The organism is Pseudomonas sp. BC42 (assembly GCF_021560055.1).
In the GTDB taxonomy this organism is placed as follows: Bacteria; Pseudomonadota; Gammaproteobacteria; order Pseudomonadales; family Pseudomonadaceae; genus Aquipseudomonas.
In genome coordinates this window covers 4,158,216-4,181,731 of sequence record NZ_CP091067.1, presented here as the reverse complement: position 1 = coordinate 4,181,731, position 23,516 = coordinate 4,158,216, and the positions used below count along the sequence as shown (strand labels likewise).

The 23,516-nt window shown below is 64.9% G+C and carries 25 protein-coding genes and 1 pseudogene; 9 read left to right on the top strand and 17 right to left on the bottom strand.

What is annotated here, in order from left to right; translation table 11 throughout:
* Positions 1–5: 5 nt before the first annotated feature.
* The gene (locus L1O02_RS18615; protein ID WP_060838771.1) at positions 6–875 is read right to left on the bottom strand and encodes an oxaloacetate decarboxylase; all 870 of its coding nucleotides are present in this window, start codon (positions 873–875) and stop codon (positions 6–8) included.
* Positions 876–1,312: 437 nt separating this feature from the next.
* On the opposite strand from L1O02_RS18615, the gene L1O02_RS18610 reads away from it, so the two are divergent.
* Positions 1,313–2,440, top strand: coding sequence for a saccharopine dehydrogenase NADP-binding domain-containing protein (locus tag L1O02_RS18610; protein ID WP_060838772.1), 1,128 nt, complete (start codon positions 1,313–1,315; stop codon positions 2,438–2,440).
* 7 nt (positions 2,441–2,447) lie between these two features.
* On the opposite strand, the gene L1O02_RS18605 is transcribed toward L1O02_RS18610, so the two are convergent.
* The 3 genes from L1O02_RS18605 to L1O02_RS18595 form a co-directional block, all read right to left on the bottom strand.
* Positions 2,448–3,773: a hypothetical protein gene (locus tag L1O02_RS18605; RefSeq protein ID WP_108543006.1), complete on the bottom strand. Its 1,326-nt coding sequence runs from the start codon at positions 3,771–3,773 to the stop codon at positions 2,448–2,450.
* 141 nt (positions 3,774–3,914) lie between these two features.
* Entirely contained in the window at positions 3,915–4,862 is a 948-nt protein-coding gene (locus tag L1O02_RS18600; protein ID WP_060838774.1) for a diguanylate cyclase, read from the bottom strand.
* Positions 4,863–4,865: 3 nt separating this feature from the next.
* Positions 4,866–5,855 (bottom strand): response regulator, encoded by a 990-nt coding sequence (locus tag L1O02_RS18595; protein ID WP_060838775.1) that lies wholly within the window; start codon positions 5,853–5,855, stop codon positions 4,866–4,868.
* 232 nt (positions 5,856–6,087) lie between these two features.
* On the opposite strand from L1O02_RS18595, the gene L1O02_RS18590 reads away from it, so the two are divergent.
* Positions 6,088–6,303 carry a hypothetical protein gene (locus L1O02_RS18590; RefSeq protein WP_108543008.1) on the top strand — a complete coding sequence of 72 codons (216 nt, stop codon included), beginning with the start codon at positions 6,088–6,090 and terminating at the stop codon, positions 6,301–6,303.
* Between the two features lie 66 nt (positions 6,304–6,369).
* Positions 6,370–6,906, top strand: coding sequence for a DUF4174 domain-containing protein (locus L1O02_RS18585; protein ID WP_108543010.1), 537 nt, complete (start codon positions 6,370–6,372; stop codon positions 6,904–6,906).
* A gap of 42 nt (positions 6,907–6,948) precedes the next feature.
* Here L1O02_RS18585 and L1O02_RS18580 read toward each other — a convergent pair whose 3' ends face one another.
* The gene (locus tag L1O02_RS18580) at positions 6,949–8,124 is read right to left on the bottom strand and encodes an aspartate aminotransferase family protein (RefSeq protein WP_060838778.1); all 1,176 of its coding nucleotides are present in this window, start codon (positions 8,122–8,124) and stop codon (positions 6,949–6,951) included.
* 102 nt (positions 8,125–8,226) lie between these two features.
* Between L1O02_RS18580 and L1O02_RS18575 the strand changes: the two genes are divergently transcribed.
* Complete coding sequence (locus L1O02_RS18575; RefSeq protein ID WP_060838779.1) at positions 8,227–9,174, top strand: LysR family transcriptional regulator; 948 nt, start codon at positions 8,227–8,229, stop codon at positions 9,172–9,174.
* Here the strand turns inward: L1O02_RS18575 and L1O02_RS18570 are convergent.
* The 3 genes from L1O02_RS18570 to L1O02_RS18560 are packed head-to-tail and all read right to left on the bottom strand — an operon-like array spanning position 9,126 to position 10,895.
* A complete protein-coding gene (locus tag L1O02_RS18570; RefSeq protein ID WP_060838780.1) occupies positions 9,126–9,632 on the bottom strand; it encodes an NUDIX hydrolase in 507 nt (168 codons plus the stop codon). The two genes, L1O02_RS18575 and L1O02_RS18570, sit on opposite strands and share 49 nt — an antisense overlap.
* A gap of 8 nt (positions 9,633–9,640) precedes the next feature.
* Positions 9,641–10,348 carry an NUDIX hydrolase gene (locus L1O02_RS18565; protein WP_060838781.1) on the bottom strand — a complete coding sequence of 236 codons (708 nt, stop codon included), beginning with the start codon at positions 10,346–10,348 and terminating at the stop codon, positions 9,641–9,643.
* 1 nt (position 10,349) lies between these two features.
* Entirely contained in the window at positions 10,350–10,895 is a 546-nt protein-coding gene (locus L1O02_RS18560; protein ID WP_060843262.1) for an adenylyltransferase/cytidyltransferase family protein, read from the bottom strand.
* 181 nt (positions 10,896–11,076) lie between these two features.
* Between L1O02_RS18560 and L1O02_RS18555 the strand changes: the two genes are divergently transcribed.
* Genes L1O02_RS18555 through nadE form a run of 3 tightly spaced genes read left to right on the top strand, consistent with a single transcriptional unit; the run spans position 11,077 to position 13,792 of the window.
* Positions 11,077–11,724, top strand: coding sequence for a nicotinamidase (locus L1O02_RS18555; RefSeq protein ID WP_060838783.1), 648 nt, complete (start codon positions 11,077–11,079; stop codon positions 11,722–11,724).
* Between the two features lie 9 nt (positions 11,725–11,733).
* Positions 11,734–12,963 (top strand): nicotinate phosphoribosyltransferase, encoded by a 1,230-nt coding sequence (gene pncB / locus L1O02_RS18550; protein ID WP_060838784.1) that lies wholly within the window; start codon positions 11,734–11,736, stop codon positions 12,961–12,963.
* Between the two features lies 1 nt (position 12,964).
* Positions 12,965–13,792: an ammonia-dependent NAD(+) synthetase gene (gene nadE / locus L1O02_RS18545; protein ID WP_108543014.1), complete on the top strand. Its 828-nt coding sequence runs from the start codon at positions 12,965–12,967 to the stop codon at positions 13,790–13,792.
* A 104-nt stretch (positions 13,793–13,896) separates the two neighbouring features.
* On the opposite strand, the gene L1O02_RS18540 is transcribed toward nadE, so the two are convergent.
* From L1O02_RS18540 to L1O02_RS18500, 9 genes and pseudogenes are all read right to left on the bottom strand, one after another.
* Positions 13,897–14,364, bottom strand: a complete 468-nt coding sequence (locus L1O02_RS18540) for a hypothetical protein (protein ID WP_060838786.1) — start codon at positions 14,362–14,364, stop codon at positions 13,897–13,899.
* A gap of 100 nt (positions 14,365–14,464) precedes the next feature.
* A pseudogene (locus L1O02_RS18535) lies at positions 14,465–14,836 on the bottom strand (GFA family protein); the annotation flags it as partial.
* A complete protein-coding gene (locus tag L1O02_RS18530) occupies positions 14,836–15,357 on the bottom strand; it encodes a hypothetical protein (protein WP_060838787.1) in 522 nt (173 codons plus the stop codon). The gene L1O02_RS18530 and the pseudogene L1O02_RS18535, both read right to left, overlap by 1 nt.
* Positions 15,354–15,875, bottom strand: coding sequence for a hypothetical protein (locus tag L1O02_RS18525; RefSeq protein ID WP_060838788.1), 522 nt, complete (start codon positions 15,873–15,875; stop codon positions 15,354–15,356). The genes L1O02_RS18530 and L1O02_RS18525 overlap by 4 nt, the downstream gene beginning before the upstream one ends.
* Entirely contained in the window at positions 15,872–16,537 is a 666-nt protein-coding gene (locus L1O02_RS18520; protein ID WP_015635215.1) for a hypothetical protein, read from the bottom strand. Before L1O02_RS18520 ends, L1O02_RS18525 begins: the two co-directional genes overlap by 4 nt.
* A 174-nt stretch (positions 16,538–16,711) precedes the next feature.
* Positions 16,712–18,025 carry an FAD-binding oxidoreductase gene (locus L1O02_RS18515; protein ID WP_235758456.1) on the bottom strand — a complete coding sequence of 438 codons (1,314 nt, stop codon included), beginning with the start codon at positions 18,023–18,025 and terminating at the stop codon, positions 16,712–16,714.
* A gap of 135 nt (positions 18,026–18,160) precedes the next feature.
* Positions 18,161–19,525, bottom strand: coding sequence for a glutamine synthetase family protein (locus tag L1O02_RS18510; RefSeq protein WP_060838790.1), 1,365 nt, complete (start codon positions 19,523–19,525; stop codon positions 18,161–18,163).
* Positions 19,526–20,155: 630 nt separating this feature from the next.
* Entirely contained in the window at positions 20,156–20,815 is a 660-nt protein-coding gene (locus L1O02_RS18505; RefSeq protein WP_060838791.1) for an isoprenylcysteine carboxylmethyltransferase family protein, read from the bottom strand.
* Positions 20,816–20,896: 81 nt separating this feature from the next.
* The gene (locus L1O02_RS18500) at positions 20,897–21,793 is read right to left on the bottom strand and encodes a LysR family transcriptional regulator (RefSeq protein ID WP_108543020.1); all 897 of its coding nucleotides are present in this window, start codon (positions 21,791–21,793) and stop codon (positions 20,897–20,899) included.
* A gap of 161 nt (positions 21,794–21,954) precedes the next feature.
* On the opposite strand from L1O02_RS18500, the gene L1O02_RS18495 reads away from it, so the two are divergent.
* Together L1O02_RS18495 and L1O02_RS18490 are read left to right on the top strand one after the other, a co-directional pair.
* Positions 21,955–22,596, top strand: a complete 642-nt coding sequence (locus L1O02_RS18495; protein WP_060838793.1) for a hydrolase — start codon at positions 21,955–21,957, stop codon at positions 22,594–22,596.
* A 90-nt stretch (positions 22,597–22,686) separates the two neighbouring features.
* Complete coding sequence (locus tag L1O02_RS18490) at positions 22,687–23,514, top strand: alpha/beta hydrolase (RefSeq protein WP_108543022.1); 828 nt, start codon at positions 22,687–22,689, stop codon at positions 23,512–23,514.
* Positions 23,515–23,516 lie beyond the last annotated feature (2 nt).

The window sequence follows — 23,516 nt, the reverse complement described above, 5'->3', positions numbered from 1 at the left end:
CGGTGTTACTCCTTGACGCTCATGAACTCCTTGGCCCAGACGATGTAGTCCTCCGGCTGGGTGTAGGTATGGGCCAGCTCGGTGGCACTCAGGTCCGAGGCCTGGGTGAAGATCTGCCGCTGCTCGCGCAAGCAGTCGTAGGTGGCCTTGATCGCGGCGAAGTAGGCGGCGTGGCCGTCCACCGCGATTTTCACCCCCAGCTCGGCCAGGCGTGCATCGTCGCGCAGGGCCGGGTTGCCGTAGGTCACCAGCATCAGCGGTACGCTCAGGTGCTCGGAGATCTGTTCCAGTTGCTCGAAATCACGGATGCCGACCATGCAGATGGCGTCGGCGCCCGCGCGCTGGTACTGCTGGGTACGGCTGATGATTTCCTGCACCGGGAGGATGCCGGCGTTGGTCCGGGCGATGATCGCCAGCTCGGTGTCGACCCGGGCTTCCAGGGCGGCGCGGATCTTGCCGACGCCTTCGGCCACGGAAATCAGGTCGGTGGATTTGCGCCCGAACTGCGCCGGCAGCAGGGTGTCTTCGATGGTCAGCGCGGCGATGCCGGCCCGTTCCAGTTCCACCACGGTGCGCATCACGTTCAGTGCGTTGCCGTAGCCGTGGTCGGCGTCGGCGATCACCGGCAATTGGGCCACGCGGCCGATGCGGGTGGCCTGCTCGGCGAATTCGCTGAGGGTGATCAGGGCGAAGTCGGGGGCCGCCAGAACCTGCAGCGAGGCCACGGAGCCTCCGAGGATGCCCACTTCAAAACCCAGGTCGGCGGCGATGCGGGCGGACATCGGGTCAAACACGGAAGCGGTGTGGTAGCAGGACGAGGAGGCGATCAGTTCACGGAAACCGCGGCGCAAATCTTGATGGGAAAGCCTGGACATAACAGCTCCGAGATAGGATCGAGAGATCGACCTTGGGGTCGAGTCAAATTTTGCAATCAGTTCCCTTGGCGAGCCGGGGAAAGAGCGGCTCGCAGCGAAACGTTAGTTGGGCAGATGAAGATGAAACAAGGTGGGTAGCAAGGCGTCTTTATCCCGCTCGGTTGCGCGAACCGGCAGGTTTGTTATGCGAGGCCGACATAGCAGGACGAGGCTATCACGCTGCAAGGCCGTAGTTGATGAGGAATTTGCATAGCATTATGCCGGACCGGCATTGGCAATTTTTTTCTAACTGAATATTACGGATGCCTGCCGAGGGGACTTCAGGCGCGGATTGGCGTTGTTCGGGTACTTGTCGAGCGCTGGCAAATCAACCAAGCTGCCGCGCCTCGAATGGCAGCTTGGCAGCTGCGCAATGGCTTGGTTCAAGGATGCAGGTAATGACGCTCAGGGTGTTGGTGGTCGGTGGTTATGGCAATTTCGGCAGCATCGTCTGCCGCTATCTGATCCGTACGCCCGGGGTGCATCTGCTGATTTCCGGGCGCGACCCACGCAAGCTCGCGGCCAAGGTTCAGGCGCTGCAAGCCGAGGGTGGACAGCCCTGTGAAGGTTGGTGCGGCGATGCCATGGGCCCGCAGTGGGCGCCGGCGCTCAAGGCCCTGGACGTGCATTGGGTGATCCACACCGGAGGGCCGTTCCAGGGCCAGTCCTACGCGGTGGCCCAGGGCTGCATCGAGGCCGGGGTCAACTACTGCGACCTGGCCGACTGCCGCCAGTTCGTGCGCGGCATTGGCACGCTGGATGAGGCGGCCCGGGCCGCCGGGGTGACGGTGCTCAGCGGTTGCAGCTCGGTGCCGACCCTGTCGGCGGCGATCATCGATGAGCATCGCGGGCATTTTTCCCGCATCGAGCGCATCGAGCACGGCATTTCCTCCTCGGCGAAAATGCCCGGCCTGTCCACCATCCAGGGCGTGCTGGCCTATGCCGGTCGGCCGATCCTGCAACTCAAGGATGGCCGGCCGCACCCGGTGATCGGCTGGCAGGGCCTGACCCTGCGCAAGTTGCCGGGGCTGGGCAGGCGCCTGGTGGCCAACGTCGATGTGCCGGACCTGGACCTGTTCGCCGAGCGCTACGGCGCCCACACCCTGAGCTTCAAGGCCGGTGCCGGGCTGAAGGTCGCCGGGCTGGCCAACGCCTTGCTGGCTCAGGCCGTGAAGCTCGGGCTGGTGCGCGACCCGGCGCCCTGGGCGGCGCGCCTGCATCGCTGCGGCACCTGGTTCGAAGGTTTTGGCGACGGCCTCAGCGCCCTGTATGTCGACGTCCATGGCCTGGGGCTGGATGGCCAGCCCTTGACGATGAACGCCCAGCTGACCGCGACCCACGACCACGGCCCGGAGATCCCCAGCTGCGCGGCAGTGGCGGTAGTGCACAAGCTGCTGGCCGGCCATGTACCGGCAGCGGGCGCCCGGTCCAGTGCCGGCGAGGTCAGCGTGGAGGAGTACCTGCGGGCAATCGACGACGCGGATCACCTGCAGATGCAGGTGAGTTTCTCGCGCCCGCCGGTTTAACGCCGCCTTACCACAGCAGGGGCTTGGCGAAGTCCTTCCAGAACAGCCAGCGCCGCAGTTCATGGTGTTCGCCAGTGCCGATCTGCCAGTCCGGGCGCCCGCCCTCCAGGGCGATCTTGACGATGATTCCGGCATAGGTCGCGGCCACCAGGGTCTTGCCATCGGGGCTGATGTCCATGGCGGTGAGGGTCGAGCCGATGTAGTGCTGCCAGCGCTGCTCGCCGGTTTCACTGAAGGCCCGCAGGTAGCCGTAGGCGTCGCCGATGATGAACTCGTCGCCCCGTGAAGCCGCGGCATACACCCGGGCGCCTTCCTCCAGCACCGGGGTGCGCGGGTCGTCGCTGTAGAAGTCGGTGCTCAGCCCCGGCAGGTCGGCCACCGCCACCCCGAGGCTGGCGCCGCCATAGAAGTGGCAGGCATTGAGCAGCAGGCGATCGCCGCGTGAGTTGAAGTGCGCGAAGTGCGGGTACTCGCTGGCGGGGCCGATCTGCGCGACCCGTTGCAACTGGGCATCGAACACCAGGTGCATGCCGCATTGTTCGCCCACGGCGATCCATTGGCCGTCGGGCGACACCGCGCCATGTTCCATGCTCAGGCCAATGCTCAGGTCCTCGGAGGCGACGCCTTCGGCCAGGTCCTGCTGGATATCCTCAAGGCTGCGCAGCAGGCGGGTGGCGCCCTCGGCAGCCAGGACGAAGATACCGTCGGCGCTCACCAGCAGCACCCGGCGCCCGTCGGGGAAGGGAATCAGGCTGGAGGGAGCGGGGCGTCCGGTGTCTTCAAGCTCCACGCCCGCAGGCAGGTTCGCGTGGGGATCGGGCCAGGGGAAGCTCGCCACCTGCGGGCCATTCCAGCCATCGGTGAGCTGGATGCCGTCAGCCCGGCCCCAGGCGAAATAACGCCGTTGCGGGCACATGCCGAAGCATTCCACCTGCTCCAGGGTCTCGATCCTTGCATCGTCGATATGCACCACAAAGCCGGCCTCGTAGGGCGCACCGATGCGGGCCAGCAGGCTGCCGTCCGGCAACAGGGCCAGGGTCGGGATCATCCGCCCCTGGCTTTCCAGGCGCGGCGTCAGTGGGAAGTGTGCCGGCGGCCAGTCCTGGCGGAAGGCCTGGCGCGCGGCCTCATCATGGGGGCGCTGATTGCTCGCTTCCAGGGCCGCTTGCCAGTCCTGCAACAGGTGCTCGGTATCGGGCATGTTCGGCTCCTTCAAGCCCTTCCAGCCCTCGCGGGTGCCGGTTTCGACATAGTGGTTGATGTCGCGGGCATAGCTCAGCACGGCTTTCTGCCATTGCTCTTGCGGGGAGAGGTTCGAATTCGACTGGGACATGCGCACGGGACTCCTTGTGGCGCTGGAAAAGGCGTAGCAGACCGGGGGATTGACCGGAAAAGCGCGCAGTTTATCCCTTGGTGGCGGTTTTTTTTTCAAGGGGCCTGAGTGCCCCTGTTCAAGGCGCCCGAGTGCCGCTGTTCAAGGTGCGTAGGTGCTGACCCGATTGCGCCCGGCGTGCTTGGAGGCGTACAGCGCCTGGTCTGCCCATTCGATCAGGCAGCGGTGATCGCGGGCCGGTCGGTCGAGGCAGGCGATGCCCAGGCTGATGGTGAAGGCGATGGCCTGGCCGTTGTGGATCACCTCCTGCTGCTCCACCGACTGGCGCAGGCGCTCCGCCAGGGTCTGGGCCCCGGTCAGGTCGGTGTGGGGCAGGAGGATGGCGAACTCTTCGCCGCCGTAACGCCCGGCCACATCGCTGTCGCGCACGTGCGCGTGGATCAGTTGCGAGACACGCTGGATCACCGCGTCCCCGGCCTGGTGCCCATGACGATCGTTGATCGACTTGAAGTGGTCGATGTCCAGCATCAGCAGGGCGATGGCGCTGCCGTGGCGGCTGTACTCGAACGCCAGGCGCTGTTCCCAGTGACCGCGGTTGAACAGCTGGGTCAGGTGATCGATGCGCGACAGGTGCTGCAACTGCCGGTTGGCCTGCTGCAGCGCCAGGCTGTTGATCGCCACGTCGGTGACGTCGTAGATCACCAGGCAGACGTGGTGGATCTCGCTGTTGGACGAACGCAGCGGCAGCAGGGTGGTGTTCTGGTACATGAACTCGCCCTGGCCGGTGATCGGTTGGTAGTTCTTGAAGTGCACCAGGTACGGCCGTTGTTTCCAGATGGTGAAGGCCGGGGTGCCCAGGGCCACCACGCGACTCAGCTTGCGGCGGAACCAGGGCCGTTCGACCTCGGGGAACAGCGCGAAGAACGACTGGTCGATGGCCTGTTTGGAGGGCACGCCGGAACGATTCTCCATAAAGCTGTTCCACACCTGGACCTGGCATTGGAGGTCGAGCACCACGATCCCCACGTCAATGCTCTGGACCACCGCCAGCAACCAGTGCAGCTCACTGAAATCCATTCGTTTGGGCATGGCTCAACTCATCAGGTAGGCGAGTTTCTGTTCCAGCAGGGGCATGGAGTCCTCGGTGAACAGCAGCAACAGGTCGAAGTGGATGTTCTGCTCCTCCAGGCTGTAGCTGATTTCCACCGCCTGGGTCTTTTTCCAGCGCTGCTGATTGAGCACGATCAATTCGTCGATGGTGGTGTGTTCCCCCAGCACCTGGGGGTGGCCCACGGAAAAGAACACGTCCAGCTGTTCGGCGATGCTGCTCAGGCACGCGCCGATCAACACGCTGGAGAGGTCGATCAGCACTTCCATTTCCTGGTAGGGATCGGTGCCTTGTTCCATCAGCTGGGCGATGTCCGCCACTTCCGAGTCGTAGAACATCAGCAAGGCTTCGCCGGCGATGCCGCTGCCGATGTAGCCCTGGCAGATGGCGGTCAATTGCCGGGCACGATTGGCGTCCGCCAGGAGCATCTGCAGCTCCCCGGCTTCCAGCACGTTGACGTGGGGAATCGGCAGGTGCACGAACACATCCAGCACCTTGGCGATCAGCGCCGCGGCGTAGCCCATGGAGACGTTGACGGTTTCCCGGAAGGCGTCGCGAAAGGTCACCACAGGAGCCGGCGAGGGCGCTATCGGATGCTTGAGAGGCGGACTGTCCAGCAGTTGCAGTTGCTTGAGCAGGGCGCGCAACTGCTGGGGATCGAAGGGTTTCTTGAGAAAGGCCAGGGCGCCCAGCTCGCGGGTGCGGCGCACCGCTTCTTCCTGGACATCGCCGGAGATGACGATGATCTGCGCGTCGATGCCTTCTTCCTGCACGGCGCTCAGGACCTGATAACCGTCCATGACCGGCATGGTCAGGTCCAGCAGTGCCACCTTGCCCAAGCCCCGGCGCAGCGCCTCCAGGCCCTCGCGACCGTTGCAGGCCTGGGTCACGGAAACCTGCCACTCGCTGGGCAGGGTCCGCAGCACCTGGTTTCGGGCCATGCTCGAGTCATCGCAGACGAGGAGGGGAATCATCGGGGTCGGACACTCATTCGAAAAAATCCGTGGCGGGATAGTGTTCGGGAATGTGGTGAGTTGTCGCTTTAACCAGTGTGTCGCAGGGCTGTCCGTGCCGCGCCGCACTATAGTTCGCCGAGCGTCGGCAGAACAAGTGGCGGCTAATTGAGTTGTTTGTTCCAGGTCATTGTTCGGTGGATTCAAGCACCATGTGGCAGCCAGGCCTGGGCGCTCGCCATAGGGGGTGGGCATGAAGGGTACTGGATCCGCGCCTTGCTCCAAGGCGCTCGACGTTTGCCCGCGCCATTGCGCGGGCAGCCCGGTCGCGGCCCTGTATATGCAACAAAACCTTACGCGCCAGGCCGTCCGGTTCGACGTCAAAAACGCCGCAGCCCGGATTCTGCGCCGTCTGGCGGCGATGGCGGCGCACGCCTGGGCCGCGGCGCAGAAAAATGTCAGATTTTGAGTCCCGGCCTGGACCTTTTCCCGCAATGCGCAATCATTACTGCGTGGAAAACATAAGGAGAGACGCATGTTCATTCGGTCATTGACCCTCGCTACTCTGCTCGCTGTCGCCGGCCCTGTCCTGGCTGCCGACAACGATGGCCCACTGACTCAGGACCTGGGCAAATCACGGCCATTGATCGTGATCGCCCCCAGCACCGTCGACCCGACCCTGGTCAGCCTGAAAAAGTCCCTGGAAGAGCCGGCAACCCGTCAAGCCTTTAACGAACGCAACATGGTCCTGTACACCGTGATCAACACCATCGGCCAGCGCGATGGCAAGGACATCGACCCGCAATCCACCATGGCCCTGATCCGCAGCCTCAAGCTCGGAGCCGGGGCGCAGACCAAGGTGATCCTGGTGGGCAAGGACGGCGAGAAGAAGCTGGAGCACTCCGGGGCGATTGAACTCAAGGAGGTCTTCACGGCCGTCGATCAGTTGCCCGCCGCGGAGAAACAGGCCGCTGCACCGGCCCCGGCTCCCGAGCCCGAAGCCAAGCCGGCCAACGCCAAAGCCGGTAAAGCGGCCAAGCCCGCCGCCGCTCCCAAGGCCCTGGACGATTGATCCGGGGCACCGGGGCGGGCCCGGGCCGCGCTCCGGTGTCGTTCAAGCAGCGTTGAGGAGCTGCCGCAGGCCCTGAACGATCTGCTCCACTTCAGCTTCATCGATCACCAGCGGCGGCAGCAGGCGAATGGTCTTGCCGCGGGTGACATTGATCAGCAAAGCGTGATCCCTCGCGGCGATCTGCACCAGGTCCCGCGGTGTGTTGCGCAACTCGATGCCAACCATCAGGCCCTGCCCGCGAATCTCCAGGACCTGGGCATGGCCCTGCAACTCCTCCCGCAGGCGCCGCAACAGCAGCGCGCCCTGGCGCTCGGCATTGGCCAGCAGATTTTGCTCCTCAATGATCTCCAGCACGGTGCACGCCGCCCGACAGGCCAGGGGGTTGCCGCCAAAGGTGCTGCCGTGGCTGCCGGGGGTGAAGAGTTGCGCGGCCTTGCCCCGGGCCAGGCAGGCGCCGATGGGAATGCCGTTGCCCAGGCCCTTGGCCAGGGTCATCACATCCGGCACCACGCCTTCGTGCTGACAGGCGAACCAGCGTCCGGTACGGCCGACACCGCTCTGGATCTCGTCCAGCATCAGCAGCCAGTTGCGCCGGGTGCACAGCTCGCGCAGGGCCTTGAGGTAGCCGGCGGGCGCCAGCCGGATGCCGCTCTCGCCCTGGATCGGCTCCAGCAACACTGCGCAGATGCGTGGGCCGTGCTCGGCAACGACGGCCTGCAGCGCCTTGAGGTCAGCGAAGGGCACCCGGAGAAAATCCCCTGGCAACTGGCCATAGTTCAGGCGCACGGCGGGCCCGTCGCTGGCCGCCAGGGTACCCAGGGTGCGGCCATGGAAGGCGTCCTCCATGACCACCACCAGGGGCTGTTCGATGCCCCTGTGCCAGCCGTGCAGCCGCGCCAGCTTGAGCGCGGTTTCGTTGGCTTCGGCGCCCGAGTTGTTGAAAAAGGCCCGGTCCATCCCGGCCAGCGCGGTCAGTCGGGTGGCCAGCTGTTGCTGCCAGTGGATGTCGTACAGGTTGGAACTGTGCAGCAACAGGCCGGCCTGTTCGCTGATGGCCTTGACCAGTTTGGGGTGTGCGTGGCCGATGGCCGTTACCGCGACCCCGGCGATGGCGTCCAGGTACTCGCGACCGGCCTGGTCCCAAAGTCGACTGCCCAACCCCTTGCAGAAGCTCAGGGCCAGGGGCTGGTAGGTGCTCATCAGGCAGGCGGCGGTCATGGCGGGCGACTCCATCTTGTTGGGGTGTGCGGCCAGTATCGTTAGTCACTCAGGCTAGATAAACTCGGCAATTCTTTAATCATCTTGAAGTCAGGGTTGATAATGGATCTGTTCCAGGCGATGTCGGTGTACGTCAAGGTGGTGGAGGCGGGGAACATGACCGCTGCGGCCCGTGAGTGCGGTTTGTCCACCACCATGGTCGGCAATCATCTGCGGGCTTTGGAGCAGCGCCTTGGGGTGCGCCTGCTCAACCGCACCACGCGACGCCAGCGCCTGACCGAGTTCGGCACTGATTACTACCAGCGCTGTCTGGCGGTGCTGGGGTTGGTGGCGGACTCCGAGCGCCTGGCGGAGCAGGCCCAGGGCGAGCCTTCCGGGACCTTGCGCATCACCGCGCCGCTGACCTTTGGCACCGAGCGCCTGGCGCCGGCCTTGAGCGAGTTCCAGCAGCGCTGCCCGCAGGTCAAGGTGGAACTGACCCTGGCCAACCAGCGCTTCGATCTGAGTGATGGCGCTTTTGACGTGGCCGTGCGCCTGGGCAATCTGGACACCTCGGCGCTGATCGCCCGGCGGCTGCAGGATTACACCCTGACCATCTGCGCCGCGCCGGAGTACCTGGAGCGCTGCGGCACCCCGCAAGTCCCGGAAGACCTGCAGCATCACAACTGCCTGGCGTTCGCCTACCCGGCCGGTGACGAGTGGAGTTCCACCGCCACCCGCTGGCCCTTGCGCGGGCCCGAGGGCGATGTGCTGATTCCGGTGTCCGGCTCGTTGCTGACCAATACCTCGTCCGGCCTGCACCGCGCGGCCCGGGGCGGCCTGGGGCTGGTGATGATGCCCGACGCGCTGGTGGAGGAGGACCTGCAGCAGGGCCGGCTGGTGCCGGTGCTGCAGGACTATCAGTTGCCGTTTCGGACCATGCACCTGCTGTATGCCCAGGACCGCTACCGCCTGCCCAAGCTGCGCAGCTTCGTCGATTTCGCCCTGGAAAAATGGGGGCGTCAGGCCGATTCGGCGGCCAGCAGCATCATCGCTGCGGACAAGGTATGAGCGTCGGTGATCCGGCCGGCGGCGATCATGGCCAGCAGCTCCTGGCGGCTGACCCACAGCACATGGTCCACCTCGCCGTCGGTGGCGGCGCTCTGCTGCTCGGTGACCTGTACCTGACACACCGCCACCGCGCTGGCGATCAGTGAGGTATTGCTGTGCAGCAAGCCCAGCTGGCGCACGGACGAAGCCTGCCGGCCGGTTTCTTCCAGCAGCTCCCGGACCGCGGCGTCACAGGCGCTTTCCCCGGCATCGATGGCGCCCCGGGGAAACTCGATGGACTGGCCGCCAATGGCCCGGCGCTTGAGCTCGACCAGCATCAGCCGGCCATCGGCCAGGGTCGGCACGGCCACCACGCCGTTGATCGCCTGGGCTTCCTTGATGATGAAGTAGCCGTTTTCGCGGACCACCTTGAAGTAGGGGGTTTGCAGCAGGCATTGGTTGTCGGGGGTGGAACTCATGGGCGTTATTACTCCAGGAAACAACGATCGAACAGGTACAGCTCGGTGGGCTTGAGGCTTTCCACCGTGGCTTGCGGGCGGCCACCATCGCCGCTTTTTTTGCGCCCGGTTTCCTGCAGGTAACCGGCTTCGCTCATCTTCAGCAGGCGCTGGCGGATGCTGGTCTTGAGCACCGGCCGTTGCAGTACCCGGGAGAAGATGCTCACCGCCTCGGGGGCGCTGAACTCCTGGCCGAGAAACATCAGCGGCAGGCTGCTGTACAGGGATTTGGAAAACAGCCGCTCCCTGGTCTGGGCCACCAGGCTGTTGTGGTCGAACGGCAGTTTGAAGGCGCCGCTGGCCACCTCGCCGAGGGCGAAGAAACCCTGCTGCGGGCCCGGCTGCACCGGGTCGCTGACAATCCCCAGGTAGAAGGTCGAGGACGACCAGCAGCGCGGGTCGCGGAAGGCGTCACCCACGGTGCCCACCTGTTCCAGCCAGGCCAGGGGCATGTCGACCTTGCTCGAACGGCGCAGGCGTTCCACGGCGTCATTCAGGCTGCGGTCCTCGACATCGCCGTTGACCACGATGCCCGGCAGCGCCCAGTGTCCGGCAAATGGCTCGCTGTCCCGTTGGTGAAGGAGGATTTCCAGCTCGCAGCGCTCGCGGTTGTAGCGCAGCAGGCACAGGTCGATGGTGTGCAGGTAGGCGCTGGGGAGGGGGGGGCGGTCTTGCATATCAACTTCCGTGGACGGCGTAGAGGCCGTAGTTTAGCGGATTCAGGCCCGGTGCCAGCCACTGCTTGGGCGGTGTTTCGCCCCGGGCCAGGCACTGGCGCAACACGCTGCTGCGCACTCCGGGCTGTTCCTCGATGCAGAGGATGGAAAAGCGTTGCAGCAATTCTTCGCCGCGATGGAACCTGGGCAACTGCCGCGCCACGTCTTCACCCACCACCAGGGCGATGCGCTTGCCATCCAGGGCCAGGTCGTCGGCCAGGCGTTGCAGCAGGGTGAAGCTGTAGACCGGACCCGGGTCGGCCAGGGCCAGCTGGCGCTCCAGGCGGCTGACCGCCAGCTCGGCCTGGCACTCGGGCTGCAAGTGCGTGGTGATCGCCTGCAACCAGTTGGCCCGTTGCTCGAAATCGGCCATGCGCTTGCCATCCGGGTGGCGAAAGCTCGGGACTACCAGTACCCGGCGGGCATGGCGCGCGGCTTCGAGCATCACCTGGGCGTGTCCGGCGTGGGGCGGGTTGAAGGCGCCGCCATAGAGGGCCAGTTCAAACATCTGCTTTTCCTCGTTTGGTACATGACGTGTACCTTATCATCGCTTTTGCCTGTGGAACATCTTCTTTTTCAGCTGGCTTTATCAGTGCGTTTTAGCAGAAGGATAAAAATAAAATGCGTTGGGGCTTGCCATGAAAGTACATGACATATACTTTGTGCTCCATGCAGAGGAGAGACCCAGCATGAACAGCCAAACGATGAAGACCGCTTCCTTCGATGTCGATGCGCAAAAGAGCTTCACCCCGCTGTGCCCGGACGAGCTGCCCGTGGCCGAAGGCGACCGCATCGGTGGCGAACTGAATTTCATGGCGACCCTGGCCAGCCTGCGCATTGGCAGCAAGGATGCCCACAGCCCCCAGGCGCCCTGGGTGGTGGCCGGGCATCAACAGATGCTTCAGCCCACCGGACTGGAACATGCCGACCTGACCTGGGTCAGCCACTGCGTGCCGGGCACCGCAGGCTTCACCCTGCTGGATGAATTGCCCACGCCCTATGACTACGACTACTTCGTGTGGAAGGGCGTGGAGCCGGACCTGCACCCCTACGGTGCCTGCTACCACGACCTGCACGGCAAGTTGTCCACCGGGGTCATCGAGTACCTCAACAGCCAGGGCGTGCAACAGGTCATCGTCGGCGGCCTGGCCCTGGATTTCTGCGTCAAGACCACCGCGCTGCAGCTGGCCGCCGCCGGCTTCAGGGTGATCATCCACCTGCCGGCGTGCCGGGCCATCAGCGCCGAGGGCGCCACCCGGGCCATCGCCGACATGCAACAAGCGGGCATCACGGTTGCCGCGACCCGCGAAGAAACCGCCAGACTGGCCAAGGCTTGAGGAGTCATCATGGAAAGTGCATTCGACCGTAACAACGGCGTGATTCAGAGCCTGCTGGACACCGACTACTACACCTTCACCATGATGCAGGCGGTGCTGCACCAGCACCCCAATGTCGACGTGGAATACCAGTTCATCGTGCGCTCCAAAGAGTCCCTGGTGCACCTGATCCCCGAGATCCGCCAGGAGCTGGAAAAGCTCGCCGGCCTGCAGATGCGCGAAGGCGAACAGCGCTTTCTGTTCAACAAGCGCTTCCGCGAATACCTGACCCCGGATTTCGAGCAGTTTCTCGGCCTGTTCCGCTTCAACCTGCGCTACATCCACGTGGCCGCCGTCGATGGCCAGCTGAGCATCCGCGTCCGTGGCCCGATGCTGCACTGCATCATGTTCGAACAGCCGGTACTGGCCATGGTCAGCGAGCTGCGCAACCGCGATAAATACCCCGAGGTGGAGCTGGAGGACGTCACCCGCCGGCTCTATCAGAAGTTCGAATGGCTGGAGAAAAACGCCAGCCGCGACGAACTCGCCGAGTTCCGCGTCTCGGATTTCTCCACCCGCCGGCGCCTGTCGTTCAAGGCCCAGCGCGAAGTGGTGAAGATCATGCGCAGCGACTTTCCCGGGGTCTTCGTCGGCACCAGCAATGCTCACCTGGCCTATGAGTTCGACCTGCCGCTGATCGGCACCATGGCCCACCAGTGGCTGATGGTGCACCAGCAACTGGGACGGCTGCGGGAGAGCCAGAATGCGGCCCTGGAGAATTGGGTGCACGAGTACCGCGGGCGCCTGGGCATCGCCTTGACCGACTGCATCAGCACCGACTTCTTCCTCAAGGATTTCGACCTGTACTTCGCCAAGCTCTACGACGGCCTGCGCCAGGATTCCGGCGACCCGCTGCTCTGGGCCGACAAGGTCCTGGCCCGCTACCGCGAACTGGGCATCGATCCACGGACCAAGGACCTGATGTTCTCCGACGGCCTGAACTTCGAGAAATGCCTGCCGATCCTGCGCCACGTGCGCGGCCAGGCCCGGTTCGGTTTCGGCATGGGCACCAGCCTGGCTTGCGACGTCGAAGGCGTCGAGCCGCTGAGCATCGTGATGAAGCTGGTGCGGGTGCATGGCGAGCCGGTGGTGAAGTTCTCCGACGACCCGATCAAGAACGTCTGCGAAGACCCGTCGTTCCTGCGCTACGCGGCCCAGGTGTTCAACGTCGATCTTGCCCACTCGCCCCTGGAGGCCTGACATGAGCAACCCAACCCAAGAACGTATCGCCCGGGAACTGGGCGTCGACCGGCAACTGGTGCGCGGTGGCGAGGCCGCCGAGATCGCCCGGCGCGTGGACTTTATCCAGCAGGTGCTGCGCGAGTCCGGGTGCGGCAGCCTGGTGCTGGGCATCAGCGGCGGGGTGGACTCCCTGACCGCCGGCCGCCTGTGCCAACTGGCGGTGGAGCAACTGCGCGGGGCAGGGCATGAGGCCCGCTTCATCGCCATGCGCCTGCCCTACAAGAACCAGGCGGACGAAAGCGATGCCCAGGCGTCCCTGGACTTCATCGGTGCCGATGCCGTCAGTACCTGCAACATTGCCGACAGCGTCGACGGCCTGATGAGCCAGGTGCGGATCGACGGCTTGCAGCCTTCAGCGGCCCTCACGGACTTTGCCAAGGGCAACGTCAAGGCCCGGGCGCGGATGATCGCGCAGTACGCCGTGGCCAACTTCAGCAATGGCCTGGTGGTGGGCACCGACCACGCTGCCGAGGCCCTGATGGGCTTCTTCACCAAGTACGGCGACGGCGCCTGCGACCTGGCCCCGTTGTCGGGCCTGACCAAGACCCAGGTGCGGCTGCTGGCCGATGCCCTCGGCGCGCCAGGCCATCTGGTGCACAAGGCGCCCACCGCGGACCTGGAGGAACTGGCTCCGGGCAAGCTGGACGAAACGGCTTACGGTTGCAGCTACGAAGAAATCGATGCCTACCTGATGGGCCAACCGGTGCCCGATAGCGTGCGCCAACTGATTGAAAGCGCCTACCGGCGCACCGCTCACAAACGCGCCTTGCCCCGCAGTCCCACCTGAGCCGACGCCTTCGCCGGCAAGCCGGCTCCTACTCCATCACCCCCGGCCGTAGGAGCTGGCTTGCCAGCGAACAACCGCGCCAGCCAAGCGCGGCCACCCGCCCTTCAATCCGGCCATTTCCTCAAGCTCGCCCGGCATTCTTCAATCAGCTCGGGCATATGCTCGCGCACGTCCTGCCAACCCAGCATGCCCAGCAACTCACGCGCTTCCTGGCGCAGGGGCAGCCATTGCGGGTGTTTGAAGCCGTTGTCCTCCAGCGTTACCCCGTAGGCCTCTCGGCACAGCGCTTCACAGCCGCTCAATAGGGCTTGCAGGCGCGGGTGCAGAGTGGGCGCCAGGTACGCCGGAAAGTGCTTCACGAAGCCCTCGAGATAATCCAGGTGGTTGGACCACAGGCCACACTCGGCGCAGCAGCCGACCTCCGTGCGTTGGCGGTCGGCCTCCGAGGCCAGGAACTCCAGGGCCGGGCCCAACTCTCCCAGCAGGATGATCTTTCGGTACTCGTCCTGGCCGTACCAGGTCCAGACGTTCGAGGCGAGGGGGCTGTCACGGTGCAGGGGTGTTTCACTCATGCGGTGGGCCTTTGTATTGGGTTGGCGCAGCGCTATCCCGAGCCTGTTCAGCTTCTGGAGCAACGGGTTGTTGCCCGGCGTTGAGCGGTGGTTGCGACGTAGGCTGCCAGCCGTCTGGCCAGCGATCGCTGAACGAATGGTGGGTTGGCATCAGGGCCGGGTCGCGGTTGTCGTCGAAGCAGCCCAGCAGCAGGGCAAGGGTCGGCTCGTCATCGACAGCCCCCAGGGTGCTGCCGCATGCCCGGCAAAAGGTCCGGCTCGAATAGTCCGACGACCTGAAGGTCGCCGGTGCGCCGCCGGGGCCGGTCCAGGTCACCCGTTCCCGGGGGAACTCGACCCAGGCCAGGGTCAAGGCACCGCTGTGGCGCTGGCACAGTTGGCACGAGCAGGTGTGGGGATTGGCGGCAGGCCCTCGGGCCTCGAAGCGAATCTGCCCGCACAGGCAGCCGCCCCGGTACAGGCTGGCAGTCATCAGCGTGGGTTCTCCTGAGGAATCAAACGGTCCTTTTCCAAGTCATGCAGCAGTTCATCGAGCATCTGTCTGCGGCTTTCGACCTGCACCGGCGGAACATACCAGGCCGCTACGCTATAGCCTTCACGACGGTAGTCGTAGGTCTTGAGCAGTTGGCCGTCCTTGAGCAGGCTGCCGCGCAAGTTGCTCTGGTAGGAGTAGGGCATGGGGAAGGTCAGCAGGGTGATGGCATTCAACGCGCCAAGCAACCCCGCGCTCTTGCCGCCTGGCTCGCTGATCAGCAGGCGGTAGCCGCTGCGGCTGTAGCCACCATCGAGAAAGGAGAAGGCTCCGGTTTGACGCAGGGCGGCGATGGTTTCCCGTTGCTCCTGTTCGTCGAAGCGACTTTTCACCGGGCCCAGGTCCAGGGTCAGCGGTACATAGGGATGTTGACTGCGGTAGTCCAGCGGTGCCATTCGGGTGCCACAACCGGTGATGATCAGTGCGCTGCACAGCAGGGTGGTCAAACCTATGGGGTTCATTGGGCCTGACTCGCGGTTGGCAACAGTTGATCCTGACGCAGATCGCCAGCAAAGGCGCGGGCGATGCGCTGGATATTCTGTTCTTGCATTTCACCGCCTTGATCCAGCAACCAGGTGTATTTATGCGTCAGGTTGCGATAGCTGTAGCGCTTGAGGAGCTTGCCCTCGTGCAGCAGGCTGATGTCGGTGTGGGTGTCGATGCCATTGGAGAGCGGCATCAGGAACAGAGTGGCTGCACTGAGGAAGATCAACGGCATTGGCGGCATGTCCCGCTCGGACTTGAACTGAATACGGGCGCTGTAGTCGCCAGCTTGTCCGGCGCCGGTCTGGACATCCGCGAACACCCCGGTGGCACGCAAGGCGTTACGTAACTCAGCGGCGCGTAATGGGTCATCGACCATCACATGCAGGGGCATCAAATAGGCTTGGCCATCCGTCAGCGGACGGTCCGGCAAGGTGTCGGTTGCTGTGCAGCCCGCGAGCAGCAGAAGGGCGCAAAGGGTCAGGCAGGATTTCATGGATGAATCTCCGCAGTGGCGTTGGCTGGGCTGGTTTGCTTGTCGACGGGAAGGATGAAGGGCTTGGCCTTGTCCAGATCCAGCGGCATCCATTGCAGCTCCGGCAGCCCCGGCACCTGGCGCTGGGCAATCACGGCGTCACGGGGCATCTGATTGCTCCAGGCAAAGAAGCACTGGGTCACTTGGCTGCAGACCGAGCGAAACTCGCCGATGTAATACGCCTTGCCCGCCTCCAGGCGCAGCGGCAGTACGAACTCTTCGCGCGCTTCCTGGGATTGCAGTCGTGAGCCGAGCCCCGGGGTGTAGACCATGGACCAGAATTGGAAGTTGTAGAACTCGTAATCACCCGGTTTGAGCGGCATGACAAATACACTGCCGGCTGCGCGGGGTTCATGGATGTCCTCAGGCGTTGGCCGTGGGTCGCCCTCCCAGAGTGCCGCGGCGCCATTGATTGAGCCGCGCTTGCGAATCAGCAGGCGCAGGTTGGTGGCGGCACCGCCGCCGCCCAGGTACTGCGGGCCAATAGCGCCCACCAGATAGGTCGTGGGTTCGTTGGCTGCGGGTTGCAGAGGGGCGCTGACGATGGCGGCGGGTTGGCTGATGCAGCCAGAAACTATGCTGGTGGCCAGCAGTAAGGACGAAGCCTTGAGTACGCGGAACATGGGGAACCCTGAAAGTGACTTTGGACAAGGCGCAGGCAGGGAGGGAGGCATGAGTGTCTGTACATGGCCTTCCCTGGCGCCGCTCGTGAGCGGCGCGATGGTACGGAATCGGTTGGGCTTTGGGTAGTTGCGGCCACTGACAATGACCAGAGGGGGGGCCTATTGACCGAACCCTCAGCGCAGTTTCTCCAGCATCTGGTAGTACCACATGCCCGCCGCGAGCATCGGGTTGCCCAACTGGTCGCCGAGGGGCACGCGGATGTGTTGGCAGGCGGCGAAGGTGTCGTAGTGGCCGAGGTGGCCGGTCAGGGCTTCGGCCATGATCTCGCCCATGATGTGGCTGGTGGCCACGCCATGCCCGGAGTAGCCCTGGCAGTACCAGACGTTGTCCGAAAGCTTGCCCAACTGGGGGATGCGGTTGATCACGATGCCCATGGCGCAGCTCCACTGGAAATCGATCCCCACGCCCTTGAGCGCCGGGAAGGTGCGTTCGATGCACGGGCGCAGTTCGCCGGCGATGTCCCGCGAGTCCTTGCCGCTGTAGTTGGCGCCGCCACCGAACAGCAGGCGGCCATCGGCGGTCATGCGGTAGTAGTCGAGCACGAAGCGGCAGTCGTAGACCGCCAGGTCCTCCGGGTTCAGGCGCTTGGCCAGGTCGCCCAACGGCTCGGTGGTGACGATGCCGCCCATGGCCGGGAAGATCTTGCCCTTGAGTTTTTTCGGCTCCAGCTTGTGGTAGACGTCGCCGGCCAGCAGCACCTGCTTGGCGTCGATGCGGCCCTGGGCGGTGATGACTGCCGGGCGCTCACCGTGGACGATTTCCAGCACCTGGCTGTGTTCGAAGATCAGCGCTCCCAGGCTTTCGGCAGCCCGGGCTTCGCCGAGGCACAGGTTCAGCGGGTGCAGGTGCAGGTTGCGGGTGTTCTTGATCGCGCCGTGATAGAGGTCGCTTTCCAGCAGTCCGCGGACCTGGGCCCGGTCCAGCAGGCTGACTTCGTCGCCCATGCCTCGGCGCAGCGCTTCTTCGTAGTCGGCGCGCAGCCCCGGCAGGTGGCTGGGCTTGTAGGCGGCGTGCAGATGACCGTGCTTGAGGTCGCAGGCGATGGCGTACTTTTGCACCCGCTGCTGGATGATCCGGTGCCCGCGCCAGCGCAGGTTCCAGATGAAGTCGTCGACTTCCTTGCCGAGGCTGCGGCCCATCTGCTTGCGCATGGCCTCGTCGCCGGAAAGGCTGCCGGTGACCTGTCCGCCGTTGCGCCCACTGGCGCCCCAGCCGATCTTGTGGCTTTCGACGATGGCCACCTTGAGGCCACGTTCGGCCAGTTCCACCGCGCTGGCGACGCCGGTGAAGCCGCCGCCGATGATCACCACATCCGCTTGATGGGTGCCTTGCAGGGTCGGGTAGTGGGTTTCCTGGTTCAGGGTGGCGCTGTAGTAGCTGGGGCAGCGCTCGGCTGCCGGGGTCCGCGGGTCGAAGGCGGCGTTCATGGGCAATTCCTCGTAGACAATCAACCGGGTGGCCTGGCGGCGACCGGGAGGGGTAGGGGACGGTGATCTGGCGGGCCCGGCTCAGGTTCGGCAAGGCCGCCTGCCTGGCCAGGCGCGCAGATCGTCACTGGGGGCTCAGGCCTGGGTCAGGTACCAGCGCCAGTCCTGTTCGCCGACTTCGGCCATGAACTGGCGGTATTCGGCGCGCTTGACCGCCAGGTACACCCCGAGGAACTCACTGCCCAGGGCATCTCGGGCCCAGGCCGATTGCTCCAGGGCGGTCAGCGAGGTCAGCCAGTCGGTGGGCAGCAACTCGGTGGCCTGGGCATAGCCGTTGCCCTCTACCGGATCCCCCGGATCGAGGTGTTCCCGCAGGCCGCGATGCACCCCGGCGAGAATCGCCGCTGCCGCGAGATAGGGGTTGGCGTCGGCACCGCAGATGCGGTGTTCGATGTGCCGGCTGTTGGCCGGGCCGCCGGGCACCCGCAGGCTCACGGTGCGGTTGTCGACGCCCCAGGTGGGGGCCAGGGGCGCGTAGCTGTTGGCCTGGAAGCGCCGGTAGGAGTTGGCGTTGGGGCAGAACAGCAGCAGGGAGTCGAGCAGGGACGCGAGCATGCCGCCCACGGCCTCCCGCAGCAGCGGGGTGCCGGCCGGATTCTCGGAGGCGAACAGGTTGCGGCCCGCCGCATCGGCAATGCTCACGTGCATGTGCATGCCGGTGCCGGCCAGGTGATCGAACGGCTTGGCCATGAAGGTGGCCTGCATCCCGTGCTTGTGGGCCACGGCCTTGACCAGGCGCTTGTAGCGCACGGCCTGGTCCATGGCCTGCAGGGCATCGCCGTGCTCCAGGGTGATTTCCACCTGCCCCGGGGCGTATTCGGAGATCGCCGTGCGCGCTGGTATGCCTTGCAGTTTGCAGGCGGCGTAGAGGTCGGCGAGGAACGGTTCGATCTGCTCCAGCTCGCGCAGGCCATAGACCTGGGTGCTGCGCGGGCGCCCGCCGTCGGCGTCCAGGGCCGGTTGCGGCCGGCCGTTGCCGTCGCGCTTGGCGTCCAGCAGGTAGAACTCCAGTTCGCAGGCCATTACCGGGTGGTAACCCTCGGCCTTGAGCCCGTCGATGACCTTGATCAGCAGGTGGCGCGGGTCGGCGATGCTGGCGGGCATGCCCTCTTGCGGGTGCATGCTGACCTGCACCGCGGCAGTGGGGATCTGCCGCCAGGGCAGGCGTACCAGGCTGCCGGCCAGCGGGTAGGCGCGGCAGTCGATATCGCCGACGTCCCACACCAGGCCGGAGTTCTCGACGTCGTCGCCATTGAGGGTCAGACCGAGGATGGTGCTGGGCAGCGGCCGGCCGCTTTCATACACCGCCAGCAGTTCTTCGCGGTGCAGCAGTTTGCCTCGGGGCACGCCGTTGGCGTCGAGGATGAACAGCTCGATCATGTCGATATCGGGGTGGGCGGCCAGGAAGTCACGGGCTTCATCGAGGGCGGCAAATTTCATCGGATTCTCGCTTGCGCCATTGGGGCGCGCAGGTTTTCAGGTCCTGCAACGATGCCGCGCACGGCTCGGTTGCAAGGGCAGAAATCAGTTCTGGGGCGTTACGCGCAGGGGCGCGCGATCAGGCCGCAGGCGAGCGATCCGGAGGACGTGAGGAGTGGCGCAGACGGGAGCGGCACAGGGCCATGGGCAGGTTGACCAGAAGCTTCATGGGCAGGACCTGTCCAGCAAGTACACGCCGATATCGGCGGCGCGGTCCTCATGAACCTCATGAGGCGTGACGGGGCGTGAGCGGGGCAGCGAGAGCCGAGCGTCGACGTCACCACCGCGGCCACAGTGCAGGGGCGCGGGAGCTGATCTGTCGAATCCGTGATACGGGCTCAGGGGGCACATCGCCGGGTGATCTCGCTGTCGAGTTCGTGGTGATTATTCTTGATAGGAACCGGGCACTGGCAGGGCGAATACAGGGCGCCGCAGGCTCAGGGCGGTTCAATACTGCAAGAATCCGCCAGCCAATGTAAGGGGGGTAAAGGGCCCAAGGCCCCTGGCGAGCGCCTCTCAACCATGGGCAGAGGCGCGTGCTAGAGCGGTGCGTCCTTGTCGGCAGAAGTGTCTGATTTTTTTTACAGCGCTTCAGTAGACACCGGGCAGCAGGCGCCAGCTACGGGCGCAATAATCTTCATACGCCTGGCCGAAATGCTCCAGCAACAGGGCTTCCTCGGCATGAATCCGCGCGATCAGCGGAATCAGGGTCAGCGCCGCCAGCAGCAGCCCCAGCCCCGAGCGAAACGCCAGGGCCCAGCCCACGGCGTTCACCAGCAAACCCAGGTAACTGGGGTTGCGCAGGTGGCGATAGAGGCCGTCTACCACCAACTGGTGACCGGGCTGGATCGCCACCAAGCCGCTGAAGCGCCGGCCGAGGATGAACACCGGCCACAGGCGCAGCACACCGCCGAGGATGAACAGCAAGGCGCCGAGCCAGCGCAGGCCTTCGCCGCCGAAAGTGCAGAAATCCATGCGGTCGCTGTAAGCCGGGACAAAGCCGCTCAACAGGCCGATCACCCCGAACACCGGCAGCACCCAACGGTTGCCCTGATCTTCCCGCACGCCGCTGCTCAGGTTGACCTCGCTGGACAGCGAAGCGACCACCATCAGCAGGGTGGCGAGGGTGATCAGGGTCAACTGTGGATGGCCGAAGAAGGTGGCGAAACCGCCAATGCCCCAGATCGCCAGGCCCAGGTAGGCGAGGGCGCCGAGAAGGCTGGAGACGGCCAGCCTGGGGGGGATTTTCATGATGAGCTGCGCCTATTCCGGGAACACTTCTCTGAGTGTAGGAGCCCGCTTGCGGGCGAAGGCGCACGTCTGTCAGCTGGCTCAGGCCACGGTTTTTTCCGTCAGGTGCCCCACCAGAAAGTCGATAAACACCCGAGTCTTCTGCGGCACCCGCCGCGCCGAGGGGTAGACCACGTTGATGCTGATGGGCGGCGCCTGCCATTCACACAGCACCGGCACCAGGCGTCCGGCCGCCAGGGCGTCTTCGACGATGAAGTCCGGCAGCAGGGCGATGCCCATGCCGGCCTCGGCGGCCTGGGCCAGCAGGTCGCCGTTGTTGGCGTGCAGCGGCCCGGTGACGTGCACCCGCTGGGTGTCGCTGCCGTTGTTCAATTGCAGGCTGACGCCGCTTTGCAGGTAGCCGTAGTTCAGGCACTGGTGGCTGCTCAGGTCCTTGGGATGGCCGGGCACTCCGGCCCGGGCCAGGTAGCTGGGCGCGGCCACCATGATCCGCGGCGCCGGCGCCAGCTGCCGGGCCACCATCGACGAATCCGGCAGGCTGGCGATGCGCAGGGTGACGTCGAAACCGCCGCGCACCGGATCCACCTGCTGGTCGCTGAGCACCAGCTGCAACTCGATCAGCGGGTGCTGTTCATGGAACAGCGGCACCAGCGGCCCGAGCCGGCGCAGGCCGAAGGACATCGGCGCATTGACCCGCAACACGCCGCGCAGTTCGGCAACGCCGTCCCGGGCCCGTTGTTCGGCCTCGTCCAGGGCCGCCAGCACCTCCCGGGCGTTTTCGTAGTACTCGGCGCCGGCTTCGGTCAGGTGCAGGCTGCGGGTGGTGCGCTGCAGCAGTTGCACGCCAATGGCCTCTTCCAGGGCCTGGATCTGTTTGCTGACCTTGGAGCGGGGCACGTCCATGGCTCGGGCGGCGGCGGCAAAGCCATTCTCATCAACGGTGACGACGAAAGCGCGCATGCATTGGATGCGGTCCATGATTGTCCCTTATTTGGAATCAATGATTCCCGATTTTAGGGAATTGTTCCGATTTCGGACAAGGCCTAAATTAGCCACCAAGCCGGACGCAACGGGGCGCAAGCAGCGCCATCAGCCGGTCATGTTCGACCCTCACTCTCTGACTGCAAAAGGAACGCGCCATGTCCATTCGTGAATTGCTCAACCCCGCCAACTCCGCCCTGATCCTCATCGACCACCAGCCGCAGATGGCCTTCGGCGTGCAATCGATCGATCGCCAGACCCTGAAGAACAACACCGTGGCCCTGGCCAAGGCGGCCAAGATCTTCAACGTGCCGAGCATCCTCACCTCGGTGGAAACCGAAAGCTTCAGCGGCTACATCTGGCCGGAACTGCTGGCGGTGTTCCCCGGTCAGCAGCCCATCGAACGCACCTCGATGAACTCCTGGGAAGACCGCAAGCTGGTGGAGGCGGTGAAGGCCACCGGGCGCAAGAAACTGGTGATGGCGGCGCTGTGGACCGAGGTCTGCCTGACCTTCCCGGCCCTGGAAGCCCTGGCCGAAGGTTATGAGGTGTACATCGTCACCGATGCCTCCGGCGGCACCAGCCAGGAAGCCCACGACATGGCCGTGCAGCGGATGATCCAGGCCGGCGCGGTGCCGGTGACCTGGCAACAGGTGCTGCTGGAATACCAGCGCGACTGGGCGCACAAGGACACCTACGACGCGGTAATGGGCCTGGTGCTGGAGCACAGCGGCGCCTACGGTATGGGCGTGGACTACGCCTACAGCATGGTGCACAAGGCCCCGCAACGTCAGCTGTAGGAGCCGGCTTGCCGGAGAAAAGGCCAGGACCTGATGTACCGGATGCCGTCGGTGTCCGGTGTTGATCTCTCGAACATAAGGACATTTGACATGAGCACCTTCATCACTCGCGACGGCACCGAACTCTATTACAAGGACTGGGGCAGCGGTCAGCCCGTGGTCTTCAGCCACGGCTGGCCCCTGAGCGCCGACAGCTGGGAGTCGCAGATGCTGTTCCTGGCCGAGCATGGCTACCGCGTCATCGCCCACGACCGGCGCGGTCATGGACGTTCCAGCCAGCCCTGGGACGGCAATGACATGGACACCTACGCCGACGACCTGGCGCAGTTGATCGAGCATCTGGACCTGCAGGATGCGGTGCTCCTGGGGTTCTCCACCGGCGGTGGCGAAGTGGCGCGCTACATCGGCCGCCATGGCACCGGGCGCCTGGCCAAGGCCGGGCTGATCTCGGCGGTGCCGCCGCTGATGCTCAAGACCGCAACCAACCCCGGGGGCCTGCCGCTGGAGGTGTTCGACGGCATCCGCGCCGGCGCCGTGGCCGACCGTTCGCAGCTGTACAAGGACATTGCCAGTGGTCCGTTCTTCGGCTTCAACCGTCCGGGGGCCAAGGTGTCCCAGGGCATGATCGACAGTTTTTGGCTGCAGGGCATGCAGGCCGGGCACAAGAATGCCTATGACTGCATCAAGGCGTTCTCCGAAACCGACTTCACCGAAGACCTGAAGCGCTTCGATATCCCGACCCTGGTGGTGCATGGCGACGATGATCAGATCGTGCCCATCGACGCTGCGGGCCGGGCGTCGGCCAAGCTGATCGCCAACGCCCGACTGCTGGTCTATCCCGGCGCGCCCCACGGCTTGACCGACACCCACAAGGAGCGTCTCAACCACGATTTGCTGACGTTCATCCAGCAATCTTGAGC